This is a genomic window from Polaromonas sp. P1_F9 (assembly GCF_056405615.1).
In genome coordinates, this window is the sequence record NZ_JBFUBT010000003.1 from 460,143 (window position 1) to 480,153 (window position 20,011).

25 protein-coding genes are annotated in these 20,011 nt (G+C 62.9%); 14 read left to right on the top strand and 11 right to left on the bottom strand.

The genetic code is table 11. The annotated features are described in order from the left end of the window. Positions 1-9 precede the first annotated feature (9 nt). From AC1DYR_RS11155 to AC1DYR_RS11175, 5 genes are all read right to left on the bottom strand, one after another. Positions 10-852: a YhjD/YihY/BrkB family envelope integrity protein gene (locus tag AC1DYR_RS11155; protein ID WP_477705156.1), complete on the bottom strand. Its 843-nt coding sequence runs from the start codon at positions 850-852 to the stop codon at positions 10-12. A 46-nt stretch (positions 853-898) separates the two neighbouring features. Further along, complete coding sequence (locus AC1DYR_RS11160) at positions 899-1,039, bottom strand: hypothetical protein (RefSeq protein WP_477648828.1); 141 nt, start codon at positions 1,037-1,039, stop codon at positions 899-901. 189 nt (positions 1,040-1,228) lie between these two features. Then, positions 1,229-1,819, bottom strand: a complete 591-nt coding sequence (locus AC1DYR_RS11165; protein WP_477705157.1) for a flavin reductase family protein — start codon at positions 1,817-1,819, stop codon at positions 1,229-1,231. A 99-nt stretch (positions 1,820-1,918) separates the two neighbouring features. After that, complete coding sequence (locus tag AC1DYR_RS11170) at positions 1,919-2,833, bottom strand: amino acid ABC transporter substrate-binding protein (RefSeq protein ID WP_477705158.1); 915 nt, start codon at positions 2,831-2,833, stop codon at positions 1,919-1,921. A gap of 7 nt (positions 2,834-2,840) precedes the next feature. Then, on the bottom strand, positions 2,841-3,290 hold the full coding sequence (locus AC1DYR_RS11175) for a VOC family protein (protein WP_477705159.1): 450 nt from the start codon (positions 3,288-3,290) through the stop codon (positions 2,841-2,843). A gap of 114 nt (positions 3,291-3,404) precedes the next feature. Between AC1DYR_RS11175 and AC1DYR_RS11180 the strand changes: the two genes are divergently transcribed. Continuing rightward, complete coding sequence (locus AC1DYR_RS11180; protein WP_477705160.1) at positions 3,405-4,283, top strand: LysR family transcriptional regulator; 879 nt, start codon at positions 3,405-3,407, stop codon at positions 4,281-4,283. An 89-nt stretch (positions 4,284-4,372) separates the two neighbouring features. On the opposite strand, the gene AC1DYR_RS11185 is transcribed toward AC1DYR_RS11180, so the two are convergent. The 3 genes from AC1DYR_RS11185 to arsC all read right to left on the bottom strand — a co-directional run bounded on the left by AC1DYR_RS11185 (position 4,373) and on the right by arsC (position 5,947). After that, a complete protein-coding gene (locus tag AC1DYR_RS11185) occupies positions 4,373-4,603 on the bottom strand; it encodes a hypothetical protein (RefSeq protein WP_477705161.1) in 231 nt (76 codons plus the stop codon). Positions 4,604-4,811: 208 nt separating this feature from the next. After that, complete coding sequence (locus tag AC1DYR_RS11190; protein WP_477705162.1) at positions 4,812-5,174, bottom strand: RNA recognition motif domain-containing protein; 363 nt, start codon at positions 5,172-5,174, stop codon at positions 4,812-4,814. A gap of 338 nt (positions 5,175-5,512) precedes the next feature. Next, the gene (gene arsC / locus AC1DYR_RS11195; protein WP_477705163.1) at positions 5,513-5,947 is read right to left on the bottom strand and encodes an arsenate reductase (glutaredoxin); all 435 of its coding nucleotides are present in this window, start codon (positions 5,945-5,947) and stop codon (positions 5,513-5,515) included. Positions 5,948-6,007: 60 nt separating this feature from the next. Between arsC and AC1DYR_RS11200 the strand changes: the two genes are divergently transcribed. From AC1DYR_RS11200 to AC1DYR_RS11220, 5 genes are all read left to right on the top strand, one after another. Further along, complete coding sequence (locus AC1DYR_RS11200; protein ID WP_477705164.1) at positions 6,008-6,370, top strand: ArsR/SmtB family transcription factor; 363 nt, start codon at positions 6,008-6,010, stop codon at positions 6,368-6,370. A gap of 65 nt (positions 6,371-6,435) precedes the next feature. After that, positions 6,436-6,936, top strand: coding sequence for an ArsI/CadI family heavy metal resistance metalloenzyme (locus tag AC1DYR_RS11205; RefSeq protein ID WP_477705165.1), 501 nt, complete (start codon positions 6,436-6,438; stop codon positions 6,934-6,936). Between the two features lie 27 nt (positions 6,937-6,963). Further along, positions 6,964-7,464 carry an arsenate reductase ArsC gene (locus AC1DYR_RS11210; protein ID WP_477705166.1) on the top strand — a complete coding sequence of 167 codons (501 nt, stop codon included), beginning with the start codon at positions 6,964-6,966 and terminating at the stop codon, positions 7,462-7,464. Then, positions 7,461-8,174 (top strand): aquaporin, encoded by a 714-nt coding sequence (locus AC1DYR_RS11215; RefSeq protein ID WP_477705167.1) that lies wholly within the window; start codon positions 7,461-7,463, stop codon positions 8,172-8,174. The genes AC1DYR_RS11210 and AC1DYR_RS11215 overlap by 4 nt, the downstream gene beginning before the upstream one ends. Before the next feature lie 52 nt (positions 8,175-8,226). After that, a complete protein-coding gene (locus AC1DYR_RS11220; protein ID WP_477705224.1) occupies positions 8,227-9,468 on the top strand; it encodes an MFS transporter in 1,242 nt (413 codons plus the stop codon). A 5-nt stretch (positions 9,469-9,473) separates the two neighbouring features. Here AC1DYR_RS11220 and AC1DYR_RS11225 read toward each other — a convergent pair whose 3' ends face one another. Genes AC1DYR_RS11225 through AC1DYR_RS11235 form a run of 3 tightly spaced genes read right to left on the bottom strand, consistent with a single transcriptional unit; the run spans position 9,474 to position 11,890 of the window. Beyond that, on the bottom strand, positions 9,474-10,001 hold the full coding sequence (locus tag AC1DYR_RS11225) for a GNAT family N-acetyltransferase (protein ID WP_477705225.1): 528 nt from the start codon (positions 9,999-10,001) through the stop codon (positions 9,474-9,476). 57 nt (positions 10,002-10,058) lie between these two features. Continuing rightward, positions 10,059-10,895: an amidohydrolase family protein gene (locus AC1DYR_RS11230; RefSeq protein WP_477705168.1), complete on the bottom strand. Its 837-nt coding sequence runs from the start codon at positions 10,893-10,895 to the stop codon at positions 10,059-10,061. Continuing rightward, positions 10,892-11,890 (bottom strand): aldo/keto reductase, encoded by a 999-nt coding sequence (locus AC1DYR_RS11235; RefSeq protein WP_477705169.1) that lies wholly within the window; start codon positions 11,888-11,890, stop codon positions 10,892-10,894. Before AC1DYR_RS11235 ends, AC1DYR_RS11230 begins: the two co-directional genes overlap by 4 nt. A gap of 155 nt (positions 11,891-12,045) precedes the next feature. Here AC1DYR_RS11235 and AC1DYR_RS11240 point away from each other — a divergent pair, with 155 nt between their 5' ends. From AC1DYR_RS11240 to AC1DYR_RS11275, 8 genes are all read left to right on the top strand, one after another. Continuing rightward, positions 12,046-12,492, top strand: coding sequence for an RbsD/FucU family protein (locus AC1DYR_RS11240; RefSeq protein WP_477705170.1), 447 nt, complete (start codon positions 12,046-12,048; stop codon positions 12,490-12,492). A gap of 7 nt (positions 12,493-12,499) precedes the next feature. Then, a complete protein-coding gene (locus AC1DYR_RS11245) occupies positions 12,500-13,216 on the top strand; it encodes a GntR family transcriptional regulator (RefSeq protein ID WP_477705171.1) in 717 nt (238 codons plus the stop codon). Then, complete coding sequence (locus AC1DYR_RS11250; RefSeq protein ID WP_477705172.1) at positions 13,213-14,145, top strand: dihydrodipicolinate synthase family protein; 933 nt, start codon at positions 13,213-13,215, stop codon at positions 14,143-14,145. The genes AC1DYR_RS11245 and AC1DYR_RS11250 overlap by 4 nt, the downstream gene beginning before the upstream one ends. 71 nt (positions 14,146-14,216) lie before the next feature. Then, complete coding sequence (locus AC1DYR_RS11255; RefSeq protein ID WP_477705173.1) at positions 14,217-15,233, top strand: sialic acid TRAP transporter substrate-binding protein SiaP; 1,017 nt, start codon at positions 14,217-14,219, stop codon at positions 15,231-15,233. 27 nt (positions 15,234-15,260) lie between these two features. Then, complete coding sequence (locus AC1DYR_RS11260; RefSeq protein WP_477705174.1) at positions 15,261-15,740, top strand: TRAP transporter small permease; 480 nt, start codon at positions 15,261-15,263, stop codon at positions 15,738-15,740. Continuing rightward, positions 15,737-17,035, top strand: a complete 1,299-nt coding sequence (locus tag AC1DYR_RS11265; RefSeq protein WP_477705175.1) for a TRAP transporter large permease — start codon at positions 15,737-15,739, stop codon at positions 17,033-17,035. The genes AC1DYR_RS11260 and AC1DYR_RS11265 overlap by 4 nt, the downstream gene beginning before the upstream one ends. Before the next feature lie 120 nt (positions 17,036-17,155). Continuing rightward, on the top strand, positions 17,156-18,079 hold the full coding sequence (locus AC1DYR_RS11270; RefSeq protein ID WP_477705176.1) for a ribokinase: 924 nt from the start codon (positions 17,156-17,158) through the stop codon (positions 18,077-18,079). A gap of 310 nt (positions 18,080-18,389) precedes the next feature. Further along, positions 18,390-19,955, top strand: coding sequence for an efflux RND transporter periplasmic adaptor subunit (locus tag AC1DYR_RS11275; protein WP_477705177.1), 1,566 nt, complete (start codon positions 18,390-18,392; stop codon positions 19,953-19,955). Positions 19,956-20,011 lie beyond the last annotated feature (56 nt).

Genomic DNA, 20,011 nt, shown 5'->3' on the forward strand with positions numbered 1-20,011 from the left:
CTGACATGGTTATGCGCGTGACAGCCGACGCGCCGGCTGCGCCCCGGCGCGCGGCAGGCTGGCGCTGACCAGCGCCGCGGCCAGTGTGACGAGCCACGAGTAATACACCCACACCAGAAAAGCCAGCAGCGGCGCGAAGGCACCGTAAATCGTGCGGTAGGTGGGCACGTTGGCCAGGTAAATCGCGAAGCCGTACTTGCCCAGCTCAAAAGCAATACCCGCTAGCAGGCCGCCCGTGATCGCATGACTCCACCGCACGACGGTGTTCGGTACAAAGCGGAACAGGCAGGTGAAGCCGATGGCGCTCAGAATGGCGGGCCCCAGGTTAATGGCATGCGGCACCCAGGCAGGCCGCGCGCCCACCAGCCCGCTGGAAGCCTCCACCAGATAAGACGCGGCCCACAGGCTGGCGCCGATGAGCACCGGCCCCGTGAGCAGCATGCCTGCGTACAAAGCCAGCCGGCGCAGCACAGGGCGCGGTTTCTTCACCTGCCATATGCGGTTCAGCGTGTTTTCCATGCTCAGCAGCAGCGTCAGCGCCGACACCAGCAGCAGCGCAAAGCCCACCAGCGTGAGGCCATTGGCATTGCCCGCAAACTGCGCCAGGTGCTTCAGCACCGTCTTGGCGATGCCCTCCGGCAACAGGCCGCGCAGCAGGTGCTCGCGAATTGCGTCACCGGTGGCATGTAGCGCTGGCGTGCGCGCGAACAGCGCGAAGCTCACCGCCAGCATCGGCACCATGGACATCACCATCGTGAAAGTGAGACCGCCCGCCGCCTGGGCGATGCGCTCTTCCCTGCCGCGCTGCAGGAGGCGGGTGATCAGGTTGCCCTGGTTTCGGCTGGTTGCCATGGAATGGGAAGGCTCGCGTCGCGCCGGTCAGGAAATGCCGGTACGTTCAACCCAGCAAGCGAAACAGGCCATAGAGGGACAGCAGCCCTGATGTCACCAGAAGTCCGGTCTTGACCGAGCGGGCACCGACCAATGCGCCGATGACGCTGCAAGCCAGGATGGCGCCGAAGATGTAGGTTGTTTTCATGGCCGCAATGGTAATTCCATTTCCAGATCATCCGTGCACTTTGTCGGCTTCGCTGGCCGTACGTTTGTACTGTCCGCGCTTCGCCTTGGCGTTCACGAGTGATCTGGAAATGGAATAAGGCCTTCGCCTGGCCATCCGTGACATTTGGGACCGTTGTGGGTTGAAACCAACTCCTGGCAGATGATCGATTCAGGGCCTCTTTGCCGCCGCATCACCGGCATGAAACATTCCCGCCGGCCTGACGAAATTTCCGCCTCCCAGATGGTGAATCGTCTGCAGATCGAGGTTGTCGTCGCCGAAGCGCCAGTGCCCCTGCTGGAACACACGCTCATCGGCGGCGGCAGCGACCACCTCTGCAAAACAGGTGTCGTACGCGTCTTCGGTATGCCGTTCGCGGATCAGGCGGCACTCCAGCCATGCCGCGCAGCCCTCCTCCAGCAAGGGCATGCCGAGCACCGGCCCGGTGCGGACCTTCAAGCCGTATTGCGCAAACTTGTCGCCCCTGCGGCCGGACTCGCTGCCGACCGCATGCGTCAAGCCGGCCATGGCCGTGCACGGAAGACATATGCCGAAACCCCCGCTGGCGGTGATGAGTTCACGCGTATAGGTTTTCTTGTCGATCACGATGGCAATGCGAGGCGGCGTGAACTCCACGGGCATCGACCAGGCGGCGGCCATCACGTTGCGCGCCGTGCCGTGCGCGCTCGTCACCAAAACCGTTGGGCCGTGATTGATCAGGCGGCTGGCGTGTGCGAGGGCGACTTCCTTGAAGTGTGTCATGTCATTTCTTTCCGGTCCATTGCATGCTGCCGATTATGTTGGGCCCGATCCGTTTCAGGGCGGGCTGCCCCCTCGCCCCCCTTCCTCGCTACTTCCTCGCTACTTCTTCATGTAGTCTTCCAGCGGCTTGTCGCTCAGGTTGGCCCATGCCGCCCTGGTCAGCTCCGATGCGGGCATGCCTACCTGTGTGTTGTTCGGCGGTATCGGCTGGACAAACCATTTGTCATAGAGCTTTGCCACCTCGCCGCTTTTCGCCATTCTGGCAATGCTGGCGTCCACCGCCTGTTTAAAGGAGGCATCCCCTTTGGGCAGCATGATGGCAATCGGCTCGACGCTCAGCACTTCTTTCAGCACCACATAGTTTTTCGGCTGCTTTGACTGGGAAATCATGGTGGCCAGAATCTGGCCGTCCGCCACGAACGCCTCGGCCCGGTCATTTTCAAGAAGCAGGAAACCTTCGCTGTTGTCCTTGCCATAAACCTCCTTGAAGTCGACGCCCGCCGCGCGTTCGTGCTTGCGGATAAGCTGAACGGCCGTGGCGCCAGACGTGGCCGACACAGTCCTGTTGGCAAGCTGGGACAGGCTGGTGATTCCGGTCCTGGTTTTGGTGGCGACCCGGACTTCTTCAATATAGAGCGTCGGTGCGAAGGCAACATCCTTTTGGCGTGCGGCGTTGTTCGTCGTTGTCCCGCACTCCAGGTCTACCGTACCGTTTTGAACCAGAGGGATCCGGTTTTGCGCGGTGACAGACTGAAAGCGCACGTCCAGCTTCGCCAGGCCCAGCTGTTTCTGGATATCCGCGATCACCCTTTTGCAGATGTCCACATGAAACCCTGTGTATTCGCCGGCCCCCAGCGTATAGGACATGGCGCCGGAGGCTTCACGGACGCCCATGGTGACGGCTGCCGTCTCCTTGATCTTCTTGAGCGTGTCGATTGGCTGCGCGGTGGCCGCAGCCCCCGCCAGGGTGAACGCTGCGGCAATGCCCGAACAGGCTACCAATTTCATCATCATGCTTCCTTCACTTGGCAAACAGGCTGTCGAGCGTGGCGAAGGCTTTGAACTCGATGGCGTTTCCGGACGGGTCGAGGAAGAACATGGTGGCCTGTTCACCGGGCTCACCCTTGAAGCGGACGTAGGGTTCGATGACGAACTGCGTGCCCGCCGCTTTCAATCGGGCCGCCAGGACATCCCACTCGCCGAGGGACAGGATCGCGCCGAAGTGGCGAACGGGAACGTTGTGGCCGTCAACGGCGCTGGTCTGGCGGTGGCCGCATTCGTCGGGCGCCAGGTGCGCCACGATCTGGTGGCCGTAGAAGTTGAAGTCGACCCATTCGCTGGAGCTGCGGCCTTCGGGGCAACCCAGAAGCTCACCGTAAAACCGGCGTGCGACGGCGAGGTCGTGGACAGGGAACGCCAGATGAAATGGTGGAAGCACTTTGGCGGGAGTGGTTGCGTTTTGCGGGGTCATCGAAAGCCTCTTTGAGTCGTGGAAGCCGCACTTTAGGTCGATTGATGCACTTTGAAAAACGATATATATTCAATCTGAGAATCAATAATTTTGATGAATTAATATGAAACCCATGTGATTACCGAACTGAAAACCTTGATCGCGGTGGTGCGTTACGGCGGCTTTTCCGCCGCCGGCGGCCAGATTGGCCTGACACAGTCCGCCGTGAGCAGCCAGATCCAGCGGCTGGAAGAATTCCTCGGGCTGGCGCTCTTTGACCGTACACGGCGTTCCGCGGTGCTCAACGAAGCGGGCGCCAGGGTGCTTGCGCGCGCCGAAGAGATTGTTCTGCTGTTCTCCAAACTGGGCGATGCGGGCACCGATGACGAGCTAACCAGCACCTTGCGGATCGGCGCCATCGCCTCTGTTCAGTCTTCGGTGCTTCCCCGAGCACTGGCGGCGCTGAGGAAGGAGAACCCGAAACTGCCCGTCCACATCGCTCCCGGCGTGTCCATGAAGCTCATGGACCAGCTCGACAGTGCTGAAATCGACGCGGCGGTGATGATCCGGCCACCGTTCGGCATCCTGCCGGAGATGACCTGGCAGACCCTGATGTACGAACCCTTCAAGCTGCTCGTGCGCAAGGAAATCAAAGGGCGGGACTGGCGCGCATTGCTCCAGTCTCAGCCATTTTTGCGCTACGAACGCACGTCTTTCGGTGGGCGTCTGGTGACCCGGTTCCTGCGCGAGAACAAACTGGCGGTGCAGGACTCCATCGAGCTTGACGAGATTACAGGCCTGATGAACCTTGTCGCCGAAGGCCTGGGAGTTGCGCTGGTGCCGATGGTGGAGGCCTACCTGCCCATGCCACCGGGTGTGTGCGCAATCTCCCTGGGTGAAAAGACTTTTTACCGCGAGATCGGCATCCTGCACAAAGGCATGAGTTCCCGCCGGCGCGTCACGCAGGCCCTGGAAAGATGTCTTCGCGAGGCCCTGTCGCCGCCTGTTCGATAAAGTTTTTTGCCATCAAGATCGGCAGCGCTTGTGACACCGGGGATGCTGCCGGAGGCTCATCCCCGTCGTGCCAGATGCAGCCTAGATGGTCACCGGCCGTGACCCCGGTTGGACTCCATCCAGCTGGCCAGTGCGGCTTCATAGGTAGCCGAGGCACTTGCAAGCCGAAATTCGGCACTGGTTGACCCGGCGCGCCCGGCAACAAAGCCTTGCCATCCGTCGCCGTCTTCTGCCTCATAGATGCATAGATCGAAGTCGCCCGGTGGGGGACTGTCACCCAACATAAGGATGGTCGCGTCGTGCACCTTGTGAACCTTCATAGAGGGGCATTAGGCCACGAAACACCCTGTGCACGCGAACTGCAAACGTTGTGACCGCCCGGCAAAGTGCCCGCAGGTAAATATTACCCAGCCCCAAAGAAAAAAGGCCTCAAAACCGAAGTTCCGAAGCCTTTTATGCTGTTCTCAACGTAAAGCCGAGAGAGCGGGTTGGCAACGGCATCTCTGCCGTTGAGGGGGTTTGCAGGGCTTAGTAGCCGCCGCGACCACCGCCGCCGCCGTAGCCGCCACCGCCGGAACGATCGCCACCACCGTAGCCGCCACCACCGCCGCCGCCGAAGCCGCCGCTACGTGGAGGACGTGCTTCCATTGGACGGGCTTCATTCACGGTGATGCTGCGGCCGCCGAGCGACTGGCCGTTCATGCCGGAGATTGCAGCTTGTGCTTCGGCATCGTTGCCCATTTCGACAAAGCCAAAACCTTTGGAGCGACCGGTGTCGCGTTCCATCATGACTTTGGCGCTGGAGACAGAGCCGTACTGGCCGAAAGATTGTTGCAGGTCTTCGTCGCGGACCGTGTATGGCAGATTGCCGACGTAAAGTTTATTGCCCATGGGGACTCCTCAAAAATACATAAAACAAAAGCGATGGGGTCCCGAAAGCACAACAAACCTAAAAAGTACCGCCGTAGCGCGCGAAACTGACCGATCACCTAACCTGTGCGAATGCAATGGCAGCCGCACCTCCCGATTATGCGTGAGGAAACGCGGCGGCACCAGCATTCTTGTGCCTATAAGCGCAGCATTTGTCAAATCAGGCGCCCATTCCCTCGGTTAAACAGCGGAAATGACCGAAAAGACGCCATTACCGCGGATGCATGACCATGGACAGACCCGTGCAACCGGCCGGGCAGTCGAACGGCCCGGACTGCGTTGCGTTGAGGACGGGAAGCTCAACGGCCCGCCACACGCTCCCCTTTGTCATTGACGACCTGTTCACCGTCTTCCTTGCTGAACGCACCCCGCTGCGGCGTGGGCAGGATGTCCAGCACCATTTCCGAAGGCCGGCACAGGCGTGTGCCTAACGGCGTGACAACGATGGGCCGGTTGATCAGGATGGGATGGGCCAGCATCGCGTCGATCAGGGCTTCGTCGGCCAGCGTGGCATCGTCCAGGCCGAGATCCTTGTAGACGGATTCCTTTTCCCGGATTACCTCTCGCAGCGGCACTGCCATTTGCGCAACCAGCTCCCGCAGCTTCTCACGCGTAGGCGGGGTTTTCAGGTATTCGATGACCTCGGGTTCGATGCCGGCATTGCGTATCAGCGCCAACACATTGCGCGACGTTCCGCATTGGGGGTTGTGGTAAATCGTGACGGTGGAAGGCATAAGTTCACTCCTGAAACGGGATTGGTTGCATCGATTCAATAATTCAATTATATTTGAATTATGGAAACATTAATCACAAACCTTGATTTTCCGCCGCTTGAGGAAGGTTCTGCCGTGAAGGCCCTGGCAGCGCTGGCGCAAGCCCAGCGCCTGCGCGCGTTCCGCGCCCTCGTCGTCGCCGGGCCTGACGGATTGACGCCGGGCGCGATGGCCGAACAACTGGGCGTCGCACCGAGTGCCCTGTCTTTCCATCTTAAAGAGCTCTCACACGCGGGCCTCGTCAGCAGCGAAGCACGCGGGCGCAACCTGATCTACCGCGCCAACTTCGGGCAAATGAATGCGCTGCTGGGCTACCTGACGGAGCACTGCTGTGAAGGTGGCGCTTGCGAGGTAGCCACCAAGGCCGATTGCAGCAACTGCTGAACGCCACTACGCGATTACGCGCCACCACCTCATCACCCACAACACAACCACCCAAGGAGAGCCCCATGAAACGCTTCCATGTCCACGTCCATGTGACAGACCTCGAAAAAAACATCGCCTTTTACTCGGCCATGTTTGACCAGCAGCCAGCCCGCACCGAAGCCGACTACGCCAAGTGGATGCTCAGCGACCCACCGGTCAACTTTGCCATCTCTACCCGGGGAAGTGCGCCCGGCGTGGACCATCTGGGCATTCAGGTCGACAGGCCCGAAGAGCTGCAGGCCCTGAAAGCCAGCGCCACCCGCGCCGACATGACACTGCTGGACGAAGGCCCCACCACCTGCTGCTATGCCCGCAGCGACAAATACTGGCTGACCGATCCGCAAGGCATCGCCTGGGAGCAGTTCCATACGCTGGACAGCATCCCGGTATTCAGCGAGTCGGCATCAACACCCAATGAGTCTGCAGCCCAGTCCTGCTGTGCGCAAGCAGCTACAAATACTGTAGCAACCGTGCAGCTTTCCAAAGCCCCGCAATCCGCCCAGGGCACCAAAGCCTGCTGCTAGACAACGGCCAAGAGAAGAGGCCTTCCCATGACAACGCAACCCATCAACGTCCTTTTCCTGTGCACCCACAATTCGGCCCGCAGCATCCTGGCCGAAGCCGTGTTGAACCATATCGGCCAGGGCCGGTTCAAAGGCTATTCAGCGGGAAGCAGCCCGCGCGAAAACCAGCAACCCAATCCGTTGGGGCTGCAGACTCTGCGCACCGCGGGCATTTCCATCGAAGGCCTGCGCAGCAAAAGCTGGGATGATTTCGGCAAACCCGACGCACCGCACATGGATCTGGTCATCACGGTGTGCGACAACGCGGCGGGTGAGGCCTGCCCCTTCTGGCCGGGCCACCCCGCCACCGCACATTGGGGTTATGCAGATCCGTCCGAAGGTGACGGCACGGAGGCGCAAAAACTGGAAGCATTCCGCCAGACCCTGCATGCCATTCGCCGCCGGCTGGATTTGCTGGTCAACCTTCCGCCGACCCATATTGACAAGTTGATGCTGCAAACCAGCGCGCGTGATCTGGCCCGCTCATGAGCCAGGCGATAAACATCACGCCCGCAGAAGCCCCCAGGCCTTTAGCACAGCAACTCCTCGCGGAATTCGTCGGCACCGCCGCCCTGCTCTGCGCCGTCATCGGCTCGGGCATCATGGCCGAGCGCTTGAGCGGCGGCAACATCGGTGTGGCCCTGCTGGCCAACACACTGGCCACCGTGTTTGCGCTGTACGTATTGATTGAGGTGCTGGGCCAGGTGAGCGGCGCCCACTTCAATCCGCTGGTGACGCTTGTTTTATGGTCGAAAAGCCCTTCAACCCAGAAAGGACGAGCGCAAGCAGCTATTCTTTTTATAGCATTCCAGTTGCTGGGCGCTGTAGCCGGAGCCTGGCTGGCGCACGCCATGTTTGACATGAGCGTGCTGCAGTTCAGCACCAAATTGCGCAGCGGCTGGGGCCAGTGGCTGGCCGAAGCGGTCGCCACGGGCGGATTGATTTTTGTCGTGCTGCGCGCCCCTGCGGCCAAGGCGCCGGCGCTGATCGCCTGCTACATCGGCGCAGCGTACTGGTTCACCGCCAGCACCTCGTTTGCCAACCCGGCCGCCGTGTTGGGACGCATGTTGTCAGACAGTTTTGCCGGCATTGCGCCTGCCAGTGCAGCGGGCTTTGTGGCTGCCCAGGCTGCCGGTGCGTTGGCGGGCGTCGCCCTGCACCATGCGCTCGGCCGGCAGCAGGCCGTGGGCCAAGGCTGAAACGCAGGCGGCGGATCAAGGCACCGCGTCCGTCCTTGGTACCCTTGTGGCTGTGACACCGAAAAGCCGTTCTGCCACCGTCGTCCAGCTGGGCATCGCACAGACGCTGGCATGGGCCTCCAGCTACTACCTGCCGGCAATTCTGGCGGTGCCCATGGCGCGCGACCTTGGCGTCAGCACACCCACCGTGTTTGCCGCTTTTTCTGCTGCACTGGTGGTCTCCGCATTGCTGGGCCCGGCTGCGGGCAAAGCCATTGACCAGCATGGCGGAAGGCCGGTGCTGGCCGCGAACAGCCTGATTTTTGCAGCCGGCCTGCTGGTGCTGGCCCTGGCACAGGGGCCGGTGGGCCTGTTTGCCGGCTGGGTGATTCTGGGCGTGGCCATGGCCGCGGGCCTTTACGAAGCGGCCTTTGCCGCGCTGGTGCACCTGTACGGCAAAGACGCTCGCGGCGCCATCACCGGCATCACACTGTTCGCGGGGTTTGCTAGCACCGTGGGCTGGCCCTTGTCGACCTGGCTGGAGCTTGAGTGGGGCTGGCGCGCGACCTGCCTGGCCTGGGCTGCGCTGCATTTGCTGGTGGGGCTGCCGCTGAACTGGCGGCTTCCGGCTTCGCCCGCGCCAGGCATTCCCACCGAGTCTCATTCAGACACAAGCCCGACCGATGCCCTGGCGCCCGCCGCAGCGTCCGCACAATCCACATCCACCTCTTCTCTCACCTCCTCCGCCTCCAGCAGCACCCGCACCGCAGTCCTGCTGGCGCTGGTGTTTGCCGTCACCTGGTTCATCAGCACGGCCATGGCCGCACACCTGCCGCGGCTGTTGCAAGCCCACGGCGTGCCGCTGGCCACAGCGCTGGTATTTGCCGGGCTGGTCGGCCCCGCACAGGTTGCGGGCCGGCTGCTCGAATACGGCCTGCTGCGCAACATCCACCCGCTGGTGTCGGCACGGGTGGCCGGCTGCCTGCACACGCTGGGCGCAATGGTGTTCCTGTTTTTCGGCGTACCGGCCGGTGCGGTGTTCACCCTGCTGCACGGCGCCGGCAACGGCGTGCTGACGATTGCCAAAGGCACGCTGCCGCTGGTGCTGTTTGGCGTGCGGGATTACGGCGCGCGCCAGGGATTGTTGATGGTGCCGGCCCGCTTTGCGCAAGCGACTGCGCCCTGGCTGTTTGGCCTGGCGATCGACCGGTTTGGCGCGAGCGCACTGTGGTTTTCAGCGGCGTTGGGGTTGGTGGCTTTTGCGGCGTTGATGCTGCTGCGTGATCCGTCGCGCCCGGCCAGCCAAAGCGCCTGAAATCGTCAATCCAGCCACTTCTGGAAAAACTGCGCATGGCCCATGGCCGGGTCCAACTGGTAGCCGGCAAAACCGATGCGCTCATAAAGCTTGATGGCGCTGCGGTTGCCCTGCAGCACTTCGAGCGTCAGTTTGCAGGCGCCGCGTTCGCGTGAAATCTCGTCCACCAGCGCAAGCATTCTCTCGCCGATACGCTGGCCACGGTGGCCGGGCAGCACGGCCACGTCATGGATGTTGACGAGCGGGCGGCAGGCAAAGGTGGAAAAACCTTCAATGCAGTTGATGAGGCCGACAGCCTTGTCGCCGCTAAAGGCCAGCACGCTGAAGGCATGCGGGCGTTTGGCGAGTTCACTGACGAGATTGTCTTTGGCGAAATCGCTTAGCGGCTTGGCGCCGCCGGCCGGGTCTTGCGCATAGGCGTCGAGCAATTGCACGACAGCGGCGGCATGCACGGGGTTGTGATAATCGGCGCGGCAAACCTGCAGCGGGCTTTCGGAAGGGTTGGAGGATTCGGTCACGCGATGCGCTTTCAGTGCAGACAATCGGGTGATTCTAAAGACGGCGCGCAAAGCAGAGCGCAAAACCGGGATTTAAAGCCAGTACAACTCTTTGGCGTTGCCACCCATGACGGCCGCCTGGCTCGCTACGTCGAGCGGCGCAAGCAATTGTTGCGTCTCGCCCCACCACTGCGCGTAGCTGCCGGCCAGCTCCAGCACGGGCCAGTCACTGCCCCACACCACACGCTGCTCACCAAAACTTTTGAGTACGCGCTTGCCCCAGCGCGTGACAGCGCCGGCAGCCGGCTCCGGCCCGGCCTCGGTCATCAGGCCCGACAGTTTGCAATAGGCCTGTGTCTCGCCGGCAATGCGCAGCATGTCGTCGGCCCAGGGCTGCCACTGGCCCGCAGCGATGTCGGGTTTGGCGGCATGGTCTATCACCATGCGCAAATCCGGGTGCCGGCGCGCCAGTGTCACGATATGCGGCAGGTGCACAGGCTTGACCAGCGCATCGAGCACCAGGCCGCATTCCACCATCGCATGCAGGGCCGGCGCCAGCGCTGGCTGCAATATCCATTGCGCATCGGCAATGTCCTGCAGCATCGGGCGCAGTCCCTTGAGCCGGGGGTGGCGGGCCAGCGCCGCTATGCGGGCAGGTGCGTCTGGCGCCAGCATGTCCACCCAGCCGACCACACCCAGCACACCGGGGCTCGCATCGGCCTGCATCAGCAAAAAATGTGTTTCGGCTTCAGTGGCTGCGGCCTGCACCAGCACGCCACCCCGCACACCCCATGGCGCAGACTGCGCCTGCCAGTCCTTCACGGCCACATCGCGGTAGATCGGCGCCAGCTCCGGTGTCAGCCAGCCGTAGTCATCACGCGCCAGCTGCCAGCAATGAAAGTGCGCGTCAATCACCGGAAACGATGTCATGGCGTCAGCGCCTCTGCGGGCAGCAGGCCCTCTGCGCGCAGCGCTGTCCAGAACTCCGGCGGGATGGGGTGCGCCATCATGGCCACGGCGTCCGTCCATTCGTTGACTTTGCGGGCACCCAGCATGAGGCTGTGCACAGCCGGGTGTGCCAGCGGAAACTGCAGTGCGGCGGCGCGCAGTGGAACACCATGCGCCTCACAAACCGTTTCAATTTTCGCGGTCCGCTCCAGCCATTCGTGCGCGGCCGGCGCGTAGTTGAAAGTTGCAGCACCGCCGCGCGTTCCGGTGGCAAGAATGCCCGAGTTAAATGCGCCGCCCAGCGCGATGCGCACACCGCGCGCCAGGCACTGCGGCAGCAAAACAGGCAGCGCACTGTGGTCCAGCAGGCTGTAACGGCCTGCCAGCATCAGCACATCCAGATCGGCTTCACGCAATACGTCCAGTACGACGCCCACATCATTGGTGCCCAGCCCGATGGCGCGCACAAGGCCTTCGCGCTTCAATTGCTGCAGTGCCGGCAACGTTTCATCGATCAGCTGGCGCAGCACGGCCCCCGCGTTGGCGCCATGGGTTTGGGCGTCCGGATCGTGAATGTAGACGCTGTCGAGCCGGGACATGCCCAGCCGCTGGAGGCTGTCTTCCACGCTGCGGCGCGTACCCCCGGCGCTGAAGTCCCAATGCTGGTTAAAAGGCAGGATGTCGACATAGCCGTGCTGGGCGGTCGCGGCACGCCCGTCGGGTGTCAGGATGCGGCCAACCTTGCTGGACAGGGTGAAGCTGCCCCGTGGCCGCGAGCGCAGTCCATCGCCCATCCGCCGCTCCGACAGCCCATGGCCGTAATGCGGTGCGGTGTCAAAACTGCGGCAGCCGCCGGCCCAGGCGGCATCTACCAGCGCCTTCGCCTCTTCGTTGCTGACGGCCGAAAACAGGTTCCCCAGCGGCGCGCCGCCGAGCCCGAGCCGAAGGGATGTGGGACTGGAAGAGGTGGAAGTCATTTCAACATGCCGGCAAAGCCGCAGTTCCGGGTAAACACCAATAAAAGTTCAGCAATGTTATAGCTAACATGTCAGTCATCCAACCCGGAGAAACCCGCAGCCTGAAAAGCCGGGCGGATCTGGGCCATTGCCTTTCAATACCTCAGCCCCAACGCATGCTCAAGAATATTCCGCCACTGTTGATCCCTGACGCACTGCATGGACTCTGCAGCATGGGCCATGGGGATGACGTCGCCATCGTGGACGCCAACTTTCCAGCCGCTGCCGTGGCGGCCCGGGGCGGCGCCCGGCTGGTGCAGCTGGCGGGTGTCACTTCGCCGCAGGCATTGCAGGCCGTACTGCAACTTCTGCCGCTGGACAGCTACGTGCGCGACGCTGCCTGGACAATGCAGGTGGTGGGTGATGCCGGCGCTGTGCCCGCCCCTGTCGCCGAATTTTCTGCACTGCTGGCTCTGGCGGCCGAGCGGCCTGCCGCCACGCTGGAACGGTTTGAGTTTTATGCGCGCACCGAAGCGGCCTTCCTGATCCTGCAGACGGGCGAGCAACGCAAATACGGCAACATCTTGCTGCGCAAGGGCGTTATTTCAAGCGACGCGAGCTGACCGACCCATGAGCAGTACGGCGCAAGCGCCCCACAGCCCGCCCATAAGCCTGCGCGCGCAGGCTTATGAGAGCTTTCAGCAGCAAATCGTCGATGCCAACATTCGCCCCGGGCAATTTGTTTCGCAGCGCGAGCTGATGCAACTGCTGGGCATGCCGCTGGGTGCCGTACGCGAGCTCATTCCCCGCCTGGAGGCCGAGGGCCTGCTCAAGACCGTGCCGCAGCGCGGCCTGCAGGTCGCCCACGTGGACCTCAAGCTGATCAACAACGCCTTTCAGCTGCGCCGCCTGCTGGAGCGCGAGGCCGCCACCCGCTTTGTCACCACCGTGTCGGACGCAGACCTCGCAGCCATCGAGCAGGCGCACCTGAACATCGTCAAGCGTGCGCGGAAAAAGGCCATTGACGACAGCCTGCTCAAGGACGCCACTGCGGTGGATTGGGGCCTGCACGACCTGATGATCGACGCACTGGGCAACGAGCTGATCTCCGAGGTGTATCGCATCAACAGCCTGCGGGTGCGGCTGATCAAGCTCGAAGGCTCGACCCTTTCACCCGACGTGCTGATTCCAGCCATGGAAGAGCACCTCTGGTTCATTGACGCCCTCAAGCGGCGCGACGCGCCTGCCGTGATCGAACGCCTGAGCCACCATATTGAAAGCGCGCACCGACGTGTGCTAGGACTGCCGCGGCCCGACATGCCGTGGTCTTTGGAGAACCCTGAATGACGATTTCCCCCGCAGCCTCTAACGCCGCATTCCGCGGCATCTGGCCTGCCCTGCTTACACCGCTCAATGCCGACCTCAGCATTGACCACGCCAAATTTGCCGCCCATTGCAAGCACCTGATTGCCAGCGGCTGCCCCGGCGTGACGGCTTTTGGCACCACAGGCGAAGGGCCATCATTCTCCCTGGCCGAGCGCAAGGAAGCCATTGACCAGCTCATCAAGAACGGCATTCCGGCCGCGCAGATCATGGTGTCGACCAGCTGCGCCGCCCTGCCCGAAACGCTGGAGCTGACGCGCCACGCCGTCAAGGCGGGGGTGCACGGCTGCCTGATGCTGCCGCCGTTTTTCCTCAAGGGCGTGTCCGACCAGGGCATCATCGACAGCTACCGCTATGTGATCGACGGCATGGCCGGCACGCCTTTCAAGCTATACCTGTACCACATCCCCCAAGTGACGGGCGTTCCGCTGTCGCACCATGTGATCAGCACGCTCAAGAAGCAGTACCCGGACACCATCGTCGGCATCAAGGACAGCGCCTGCACCACCGCGCACTCGGTCGGCCTGTCCGACGCGTTCATGAAAGACATCACGGTGTACGTCGGTTTTGAGCCCGACCTGCCGGAGATGGGCCGCCGCGGCAGCACCGGCGCCATCAGCGGCCTGGCCAATTTCATGCCGCGCCTGGTCAAGCGGCTTGTCACAGAGCCCGACGCCCCCAGCACGCCCGCCGAACGCGAGCGCGTTGTCGAGCTCATCGGCATGCTGGGCCCCTATTCACTGATGCCCGCACTCAAGGGGATCATGGCCATGCTGAGCGGCGACAAAACCTGGCTGCGCGTGCGCGCACCGCTGGTGGCTTTGACAACCGACGAATACACGGCCCTGGAAAAAACCATCGGCGCCTTCGGGATTAATACAAAATCCGAGTAACGCCACGCCGGGCTGGTCCCGGTACGGTTTCAATAATTTCACGCGACTTAACGACAAAGTAAGGAGACAACATGACAGCTTCCCTCAAAGGTATTTTCCGCCGCAGCCTGCTGGCCACCGCTTCCGCCGTGCTGCTGATGGGCGCCCTGCTGCCCGCCGCACAGGCACAAAACAAGGTCCTGCTCCGCGTTTCCACGCCGGCCGTGCCGGACGACTGGCACGCCAAGATGTGGACGGTCTTCAAGGAGAACCTTGAAAAAAGCGCGCCCGGCGAATTCGACGTGCAGATCAACCTGAATGCATCGCTCTTCAAGCAGGGCACAGAGCCCGCCGCCATGGCGCGCGGCAACCTTGAGCTGTCGTCGATTTCCGCTTTTGACATCGCCAAGCTGATTCCCGAATTCTCGATCTTCACGGCCGGTTACATCGTGCGCGACCCGGACCACCAGCAAAAGGTGTTCAACGGCCCCATCGGCACCGAGATGTTCAAGATGGTTTCCGAGAAAATGGAAGTAACGCCGCTGTCTACCGTGTACCTCGGCACGCGCCAGGTCAACCTGCGTGAAGCCCGCAACGTCAAGACTCCCGCCGACCTCAAAGGTGTGAAGCTGCGCATGCCCGGCTCCAAGGAATGGCTGTTCCTGGGTGAAGCACTGGGCGCCACGCCCACACCGCTGGCCTTTGGCGAGGTCTACCTGGGCCTGAAGACCGGCACCATTGACGGCCAGGACAACCCCCTGCCCTCCGTGCGCGCGGCGAAGTTCTATGAAGTGACCAAGCAGATAGTGCTGACCAGCCACCTGGTGGACGGGATCTTCATCGCGATTTCGAACAAGGCTTACAACGCCATGAACGCGGCGCAAAAGACCAAGGTCAAGGCTGCTGCACAGGCCGCTTCCGCCTACAACAATGAAAACCGCATCAAGGAAGAAGGCCAGCTCGTCGAATTCTTCAAGAAAGAAGGCCTGACCGTTACAACGCCGGATGTGGACGCTTTCCGCAAGACAGTGCAGACGACTTACCAGAACTCCGAGTACGCCAAGGCCTGGCCCAAAGGCCTGCTTGAGCGTATCAACAGCACGAAGTAATTCCTGCAGAGTGCCCTGAAAACAACCATGAAAAGCTGGCTCCAAAAAACCGCCAACCTGATTGGCGGTGGACTCTTCCTGACCCTGTTCATCGTGTTCGTGATCCAGATCACGGCACGGTTTTTATTCAACAAGCCGCTGGCCTGGACAGATGAGGCAGCCGTGATCCTCTATGTCTGGGTCATCCTTTGGGCCGCCGCCGTGGTGGTGCCTGAGCGCGAGCATGTGGTGTTCGACCTGGTCTGGAACAACATGCCCTACCGCGGCCGCCAGGCCATGGCGATTACCGGCAACCTGCTGGTCGGTGGCCTTGCGGCCTGGGGCATTCCGGGCTGCTGGGACTATGTGCATTTCATGGCCCGCGAAGGAACGCCCGTGCTGGGCGTGTCTTTCCAATGGGTTTTCATGCCTTTTGTGCTGCTGCTCGCTGCTCTGGCGGTACGCTCGGCCTGGGCGATCTGGGATGCGATCCGTGGCAAGGGTCTTGAGGCGGAGCTGCGGATATGACGAGCGCTATCTGGGTATTGGTTGGGGTGCTGGCAGGCGGCATGCTGCTGCGCATGCCCATCGGTTTTTCGATGATCGCGGCGGGCATCGGCTACCTTGCAGTCAAGGGCCAGGACATCGGCCTGGTGGCCGAGCAAATCGGCAACGGCCTTTACAACAGCTACGTGCTGCTGGCGGTGCCGCTTTTTGTCTTCGCCGCCAACATCATGAACGCGGGCACGGTCAGTGAACGGATCTTCGACTTCTGCCGCATCCTGGTGGGCCGCTTTCGCGGCGGTCTGGCGCAGGTGGACATTTTGGTCAGCGTAATTTTCTCGGGCATGAGCGGCAGCGCTATCGCCGACGCGGCCGGCCCCGGCCTGGTCACGATTCGCCAGATGCTGAAAAAGCCGGAATACTCACGCGGCTTTGCCGGCGCGGTGGTGGTGGCCAGCGCCACACTGGGTCCCATCATCCCGCCGTCTATCCCCATGGTGATTTACGCGCTGGTGTCGGGCGCTTCGGTCGGCGCGCTCTTCCTGGGCGGCGTGGTGCCGGGCTTCCTGATGGCCGGGCTGATGATGGGCGTGGTCGCGGTCATCGCGAAAAAGCGCAACATGCCGCGCGACGAACCTGTGCCACGCTCGGAATGGGCCGGCCTGATCTTTCGTGGTGCGCTGCCGCTGTCGATGCCCATCGTACTGTTGGGCGGCATTTACTCCGGCATCTTCACGCCGACCGAAGCCGCCGCCGTGGCCGCGCTGCATGCATTGATCCTGGCGGCGCTGGTGTTCCGCGCATTGACGTGGCGCAGCTTCTGGGTCGTGGTGATGGAATCCACACGCGCCAGCGCGGTGATCACCATGATCCTGGCCGGCTCCTTCATGCTCAACTACGCCTTCACCGCCGAAGGCGTGCCGCAGGCCATGGCCGCGTGGGTCGACAGCATGCACTTCTCGCAGATCGGCTTTTTGCTGATGGTCAACGTCATGTTCCTGGTGCTGGGCTGCTTCCTCGATGTGTCGGTGCTGCTGCTGGTGTTTGTGCCCATGCTGCTGCCGGCGGCCAAGCTGCTGGGCGTAGACCTGGTGCACTTCGGCGTGCTGGTGGTGCTCAACATGATGATCGGCCTGATCCACCCGCCTTTCGGCATGCTGCTGTTCGTGACGAAAGCCCTTACCGGCATTCCCATCGGCGAAATGATGAAGGAAGGCTGGCCTTTCCTCGTCATGCTCCTGCTGTTGTTGCTGGCCATGACTTGCTTTCCGCAGATCGTCCTCTGGCTGCCGCAGACCATGGGTTATGGCGGGAAGTAATGGCTCCCCCCGAGGCACCTGCGGCGCCTTCCCCCTCGAGGGGCGACGCTAGCGGCCCTGCAAAGCCGGTTCCGCGGCGTCTCTCGGTTTGGGGATTCTCTTCACCTCTGATACTGCAATATGAATGACGAATTGAATGCCGATGTCGTTTGCGTTGCCAGCTGGAACGCCGACCTGATCTCCCGCGTCGAGCGGCCCATCGCACGCGGTGAAACGCTGATGGCCACTGATTTCAGCATCAGCCCGGGCGGCAAGGGCAGCAATGCGGCAGTGGCTGCTGCCCGACAGGGTGCGCGTGTGGCACTCATTGCCCGTATCGGCGACGACGATTTCGGGCGCATGGGGATGAAGCTTTGGCAGGACGAAGGCATAGCCACCACACACGTCGAGCAAGTAGCCGGTGAGCGCAGCGGCGTTGCGCAAATCCTCGTCTACGAGGACGGCGACAACAGCATTGCGGTGTATCCGGGTGCCGGCAAAGGCCTGGCCGCGCGGCATGCGCAGGCCGCGCAGCAGGTGCTGGGCGCTTGCCGCGTCGTGATGGCTTCGTGCGAGGTGCCTGCAGACGCCACGCTGGAGGCCTTTCGCCTGGCCCGCGGGGCAGGCGCCATCACCATACTGAACCCCGCGCCTGCTCGGCCCCTGTCAGATGAGCTTCTCGCGCTGGTCGATGTGCTCACGCCCAATGAAAATGAACTCTACCTGCTGGCCGGTGCAGCGCATGCCGGTTCGGCGGACGACGCTGCCCTGCAGCTGATCAACCGCGGTACACGCGCCGTGCTCGTCACGCTGGGCGCTTCCGGCTGCCGGCTCTTCCAGGCCGGCAAGCCGCCTGTTTCACTGCCGGGCCGACCCATGGCAGTGCGCGACACCATAGGCGCGGGTGACACCTTCACCGGCGCGCTGGCCGCCGCGCTGGCACGCGGAGAGCCGCTGCCCGTCGCCATGCAATGGGCCAACGCGGCTGCCGCGTTGTCCGTGACGCGGCACGGCGCCATCGACGGCATGCCGTCCTCCGCAGAAACCGCGGCCTTGCTTGCGTAGTCGTTGTTATTGAAAAAAAATGGCCGTAGCCCAATGACAACGGGCGCAAGCAGCTATTAAAACAATAGCAACCAGCCAATCCAGGCCGACCTCTCGTTGTTGCCCGCAACCGTGTAGGCGAATCGCCGCTTTACCGGATATTTACGCACCTCTTTCAGGCACTTTATCTGCGCCGCCGAGGCTTGCAGTGATAATTATTGAGCGCCGTCAGGTGGACCCGAGGGCTTCGGCTGCCGGCGCATGAATCACCATCAAACACAAAAAATAGCTGCACCGGCCCGTCTGGCGCAGCGGGCACCAAGGACAGCTGATGGACCCGAAAGACGAGACGCCGGAAAGCGGCGCCCCTACCCCATCCCGTAAACGACTGAGCCGCCGCGCGTCCATCATCGGCAGCGTGATCGCCGTACTGGCACTGGCCGGCACCGGCTGGCTGGCCTGGCACCTGACCCACCCTTCCACAGACACCCCAACAGGTGGCCCGGGCGGTCCTGGCGGAGCCTTCCGGCGCGGTGCACCGGCCACCACGGTAGGCGTCGCCACCGCCGAGAAGGCCAGCATCCCGATCGTCCTGGAAGCCTTGGGCACCGTCACTCCCCAGGCCACGGTCAGGGTACGGCCACAGGTTTCCGGCGTGATGGAAAAGGTTTTGTTCAAGGAAGGCCAGATGGTCAAGGCCGGTGAACTGCTGGCCACCATCGACCCGCGCCAGTTTGAGATGGCGCTGATGCAGGCCGTGGGCCAGCGCCAGCGCGACGAAGCCCAGCTTGACAGCGCCCGCGTCACCCTGCAGCGCTTCAAGACCCTGCTCGAGCAGGACTCGATTGCACGGCAGGAAGTCGACACGCAGGCTGCACTGGTCAAGCAGCTGGAAGGCACAGTCGTCATCGACAAGGCCAACGAAGGCACAGCGCGGCTCAACCTGGGCTACACCCGTGTGGTGGCACCCGTCAGCGGGCGCGTGGGCCTGCGCACTATGGACGTCGGCAATGTGGTGAGCAACAGCGACGCCAACGGCATTGCGCTGATTACCCAGGTCAGCCCGATTGACGTGGTCTTCTCCGTCCCGCAGGACCGGGCGGGCGAGCTGCAGCAAAACGCCGCTGGAAGCACTGCCATGAAAGTCGTTGCGCTGGACCGCACGCGCACCGCCACACTCGATACCGGCGTTTTTGCCTCGCTCGATAACCAGGTGGACACCACCACTGGCACCGTCCGGGCCAAGGCGCGCTTTGCCAACAGCAAGCTCACGCTGTTCCCCAGCCAGTTCGTGAACGTGCAGCTGCAGGTCAAGACACTGGAAGACGCGGTGGTGGTGCCTGTCACCGCCGTACGCCTGGGCAGCACCGGCGACTACGTTTATGTGCTGAACGCCGCCGACCGTACGGTGTCCCTGCGGCCAGTGCAGCGCGGCCAGGCCACAGCCGAAAAAATCGTGATCACCTCCGGGCTGAAGGCCGGCGAGCGCGTGATCACCGAAGGCGCCGACCGCCTGAAGGACGGCGCCAGCGTGGTGCTGCCAGGCGACGCGCCCGGCGCCGGCATGGGCGGCAAGCGCCGCGGCGCCAGCGCACCGGGCGGCGGCGCTTCGGCGGCCGGGCGCCAGCGCCCCGCATCCGACACGGCCGGCAGTGCACCGGTGGCGGCACCCTCCACGCCCCCGGCAGCGGCACTGCAGCCCGGCGCCGTGCCGCCTTCCATTGCCGGCCCCACGGCCGAGCAGCGCCAGCGCATGCTCGACCAGGTCAAGGACGACCCGGCCGCGCTGGAACGCCGCAAGCGCTTCCTCGAGCAAATCGACAAGGGCGACCCGGAAGCCCTGGCACGCTGGCAAGGCATGAGGGACCGCCGCCAGGGCGAACGGCCGGCGCAATGATCCGGGACTCGCACCAATGAGCCGCCGGGCCGTTCCCAAGGTGAATAGCACCGCAG

Coding starts and splice junctions, on each gene's coding strand:
- AC1DYR_RS11155 (WP_477705156.1), bottom strand. CDS start 852: ATGGCAACCAGCCGAAACCAGGGCAACCTGATCACCCGCCTCCTGCAG.
- AC1DYR_RS11160 (WP_477648828.1), bottom strand. CDS start 1,039: ATGAAAACAACCTACATCTTCGGCGCCATCCTGGCTTGCAGCGTCATC.
- AC1DYR_RS11165 (WP_477705157.1), bottom strand. CDS start 1,819: ATGACACACTTCAAGGAAGTCGCCCTCGCACACGCCAGCCGCCTGATC.
- AC1DYR_RS11170 (WP_477705158.1), bottom strand. CDS start 2,833: ATGATGATGAAATTGGTAGCCTGTTCGGGCATTGCCGCAGCGTTCACC.
- AC1DYR_RS11175 (WP_477705159.1), bottom strand. CDS start 3,290: ATGACCCCGCAAAACGCAACCACTCCCGCCAAAGTGCTTCCACCATTT.
- AC1DYR_RS11185 (WP_477705161.1), bottom strand. CDS start 4,603: ATGAAGGTTCACAAGGTGCACGACGCGACCATCCTTATGTTGGGTGAC.
- AC1DYR_RS11190 (WP_477705162.1), bottom strand. CDS start 5,174: ATGGGCAATAAACTTTACGTCGGCAATCTGCCATACACGGTCCGCGAC.
- arsC (WP_477705163.1), bottom strand. CDS start 5,947: ATGCCTTCCACCGTCACGATTTACCACAACCCCCAATGCGGAACGTCG.
- AC1DYR_RS11200 (WP_477705164.1), top strand. CDS start 6,008: ATGGAAACATTAATCACAAACCTTGATTTTCCGCCGCTTGAGGAAGGT.
- AC1DYR_RS11205 (WP_477705165.1), top strand. CDS start 6,436: ATGAAACGCTTCCATGTCCACGTCCATGTGACAGACCTCGAAAAAAAC.
- AC1DYR_RS11210 (WP_477705166.1), top strand. CDS start 6,964: ATGACAACGCAACCCATCAACGTCCTTTTCCTGTGCACCCACAATTCG.
- AC1DYR_RS11215 (WP_477705167.1), top strand. CDS start 7,461: ATGAGCCAGGCGATAAACATCACGCCCGCAGAAGCCCCCAGGCCTTTA.
- AC1DYR_RS11230 (WP_477705168.1), bottom strand. CDS start 10,895: ATGACATCGTTTCCGGTGATTGACGCGCACTTTCATTGCTGGCAGCTG.
- AC1DYR_RS11235 (WP_477705169.1), bottom strand. CDS start 11,890: ATGACTTCCACCTCTTCCAGTCCCACATCCCTTCGGCTCGGGCTCGGC.
- AC1DYR_RS11240 (WP_477705170.1), top strand. CDS start 12,046: ATGCTCAAGAATATTCCGCCACTGTTGATCCCTGACGCACTGCATGGA.
- AC1DYR_RS11245 (WP_477705171.1), top strand. CDS start 12,500: ATGAGCAGTACGGCGCAAGCGCCCCACAGCCCGCCCATAAGCCTGCGC.
- AC1DYR_RS11250 (WP_477705172.1), top strand. CDS start 13,213: ATGACGATTTCCCCCGCAGCCTCTAACGCCGCATTCCGCGGCATCTGG.
- AC1DYR_RS11255 (WP_477705173.1), top strand. CDS start 14,217: ATGACAGCTTCCCTCAAAGGTATTTTCCGCCGCAGCCTGCTGGCCACC.
- AC1DYR_RS11260 (WP_477705174.1), top strand. CDS start 15,261: ATGAAAAGCTGGCTCCAAAAAACCGCCAACCTGATTGGCGGTGGACTC.
- AC1DYR_RS11265 (WP_477705175.1), top strand. CDS start 15,737: ATGACGAGCGCTATCTGGGTATTGGTTGGGGTGCTGGCAGGCGGCATG.
- AC1DYR_RS11270 (WP_477705176.1), top strand. CDS start 17,156: ATGAATGACGAATTGAATGCCGATGTCGTTTGCGTTGCCAGCTGGAAC.
- AC1DYR_RS11275 (WP_477705177.1), top strand. CDS start 18,390: ATGGACCCGAAAGACGAGACGCCGGAAAGCGGCGCCCCTACCCCATCC.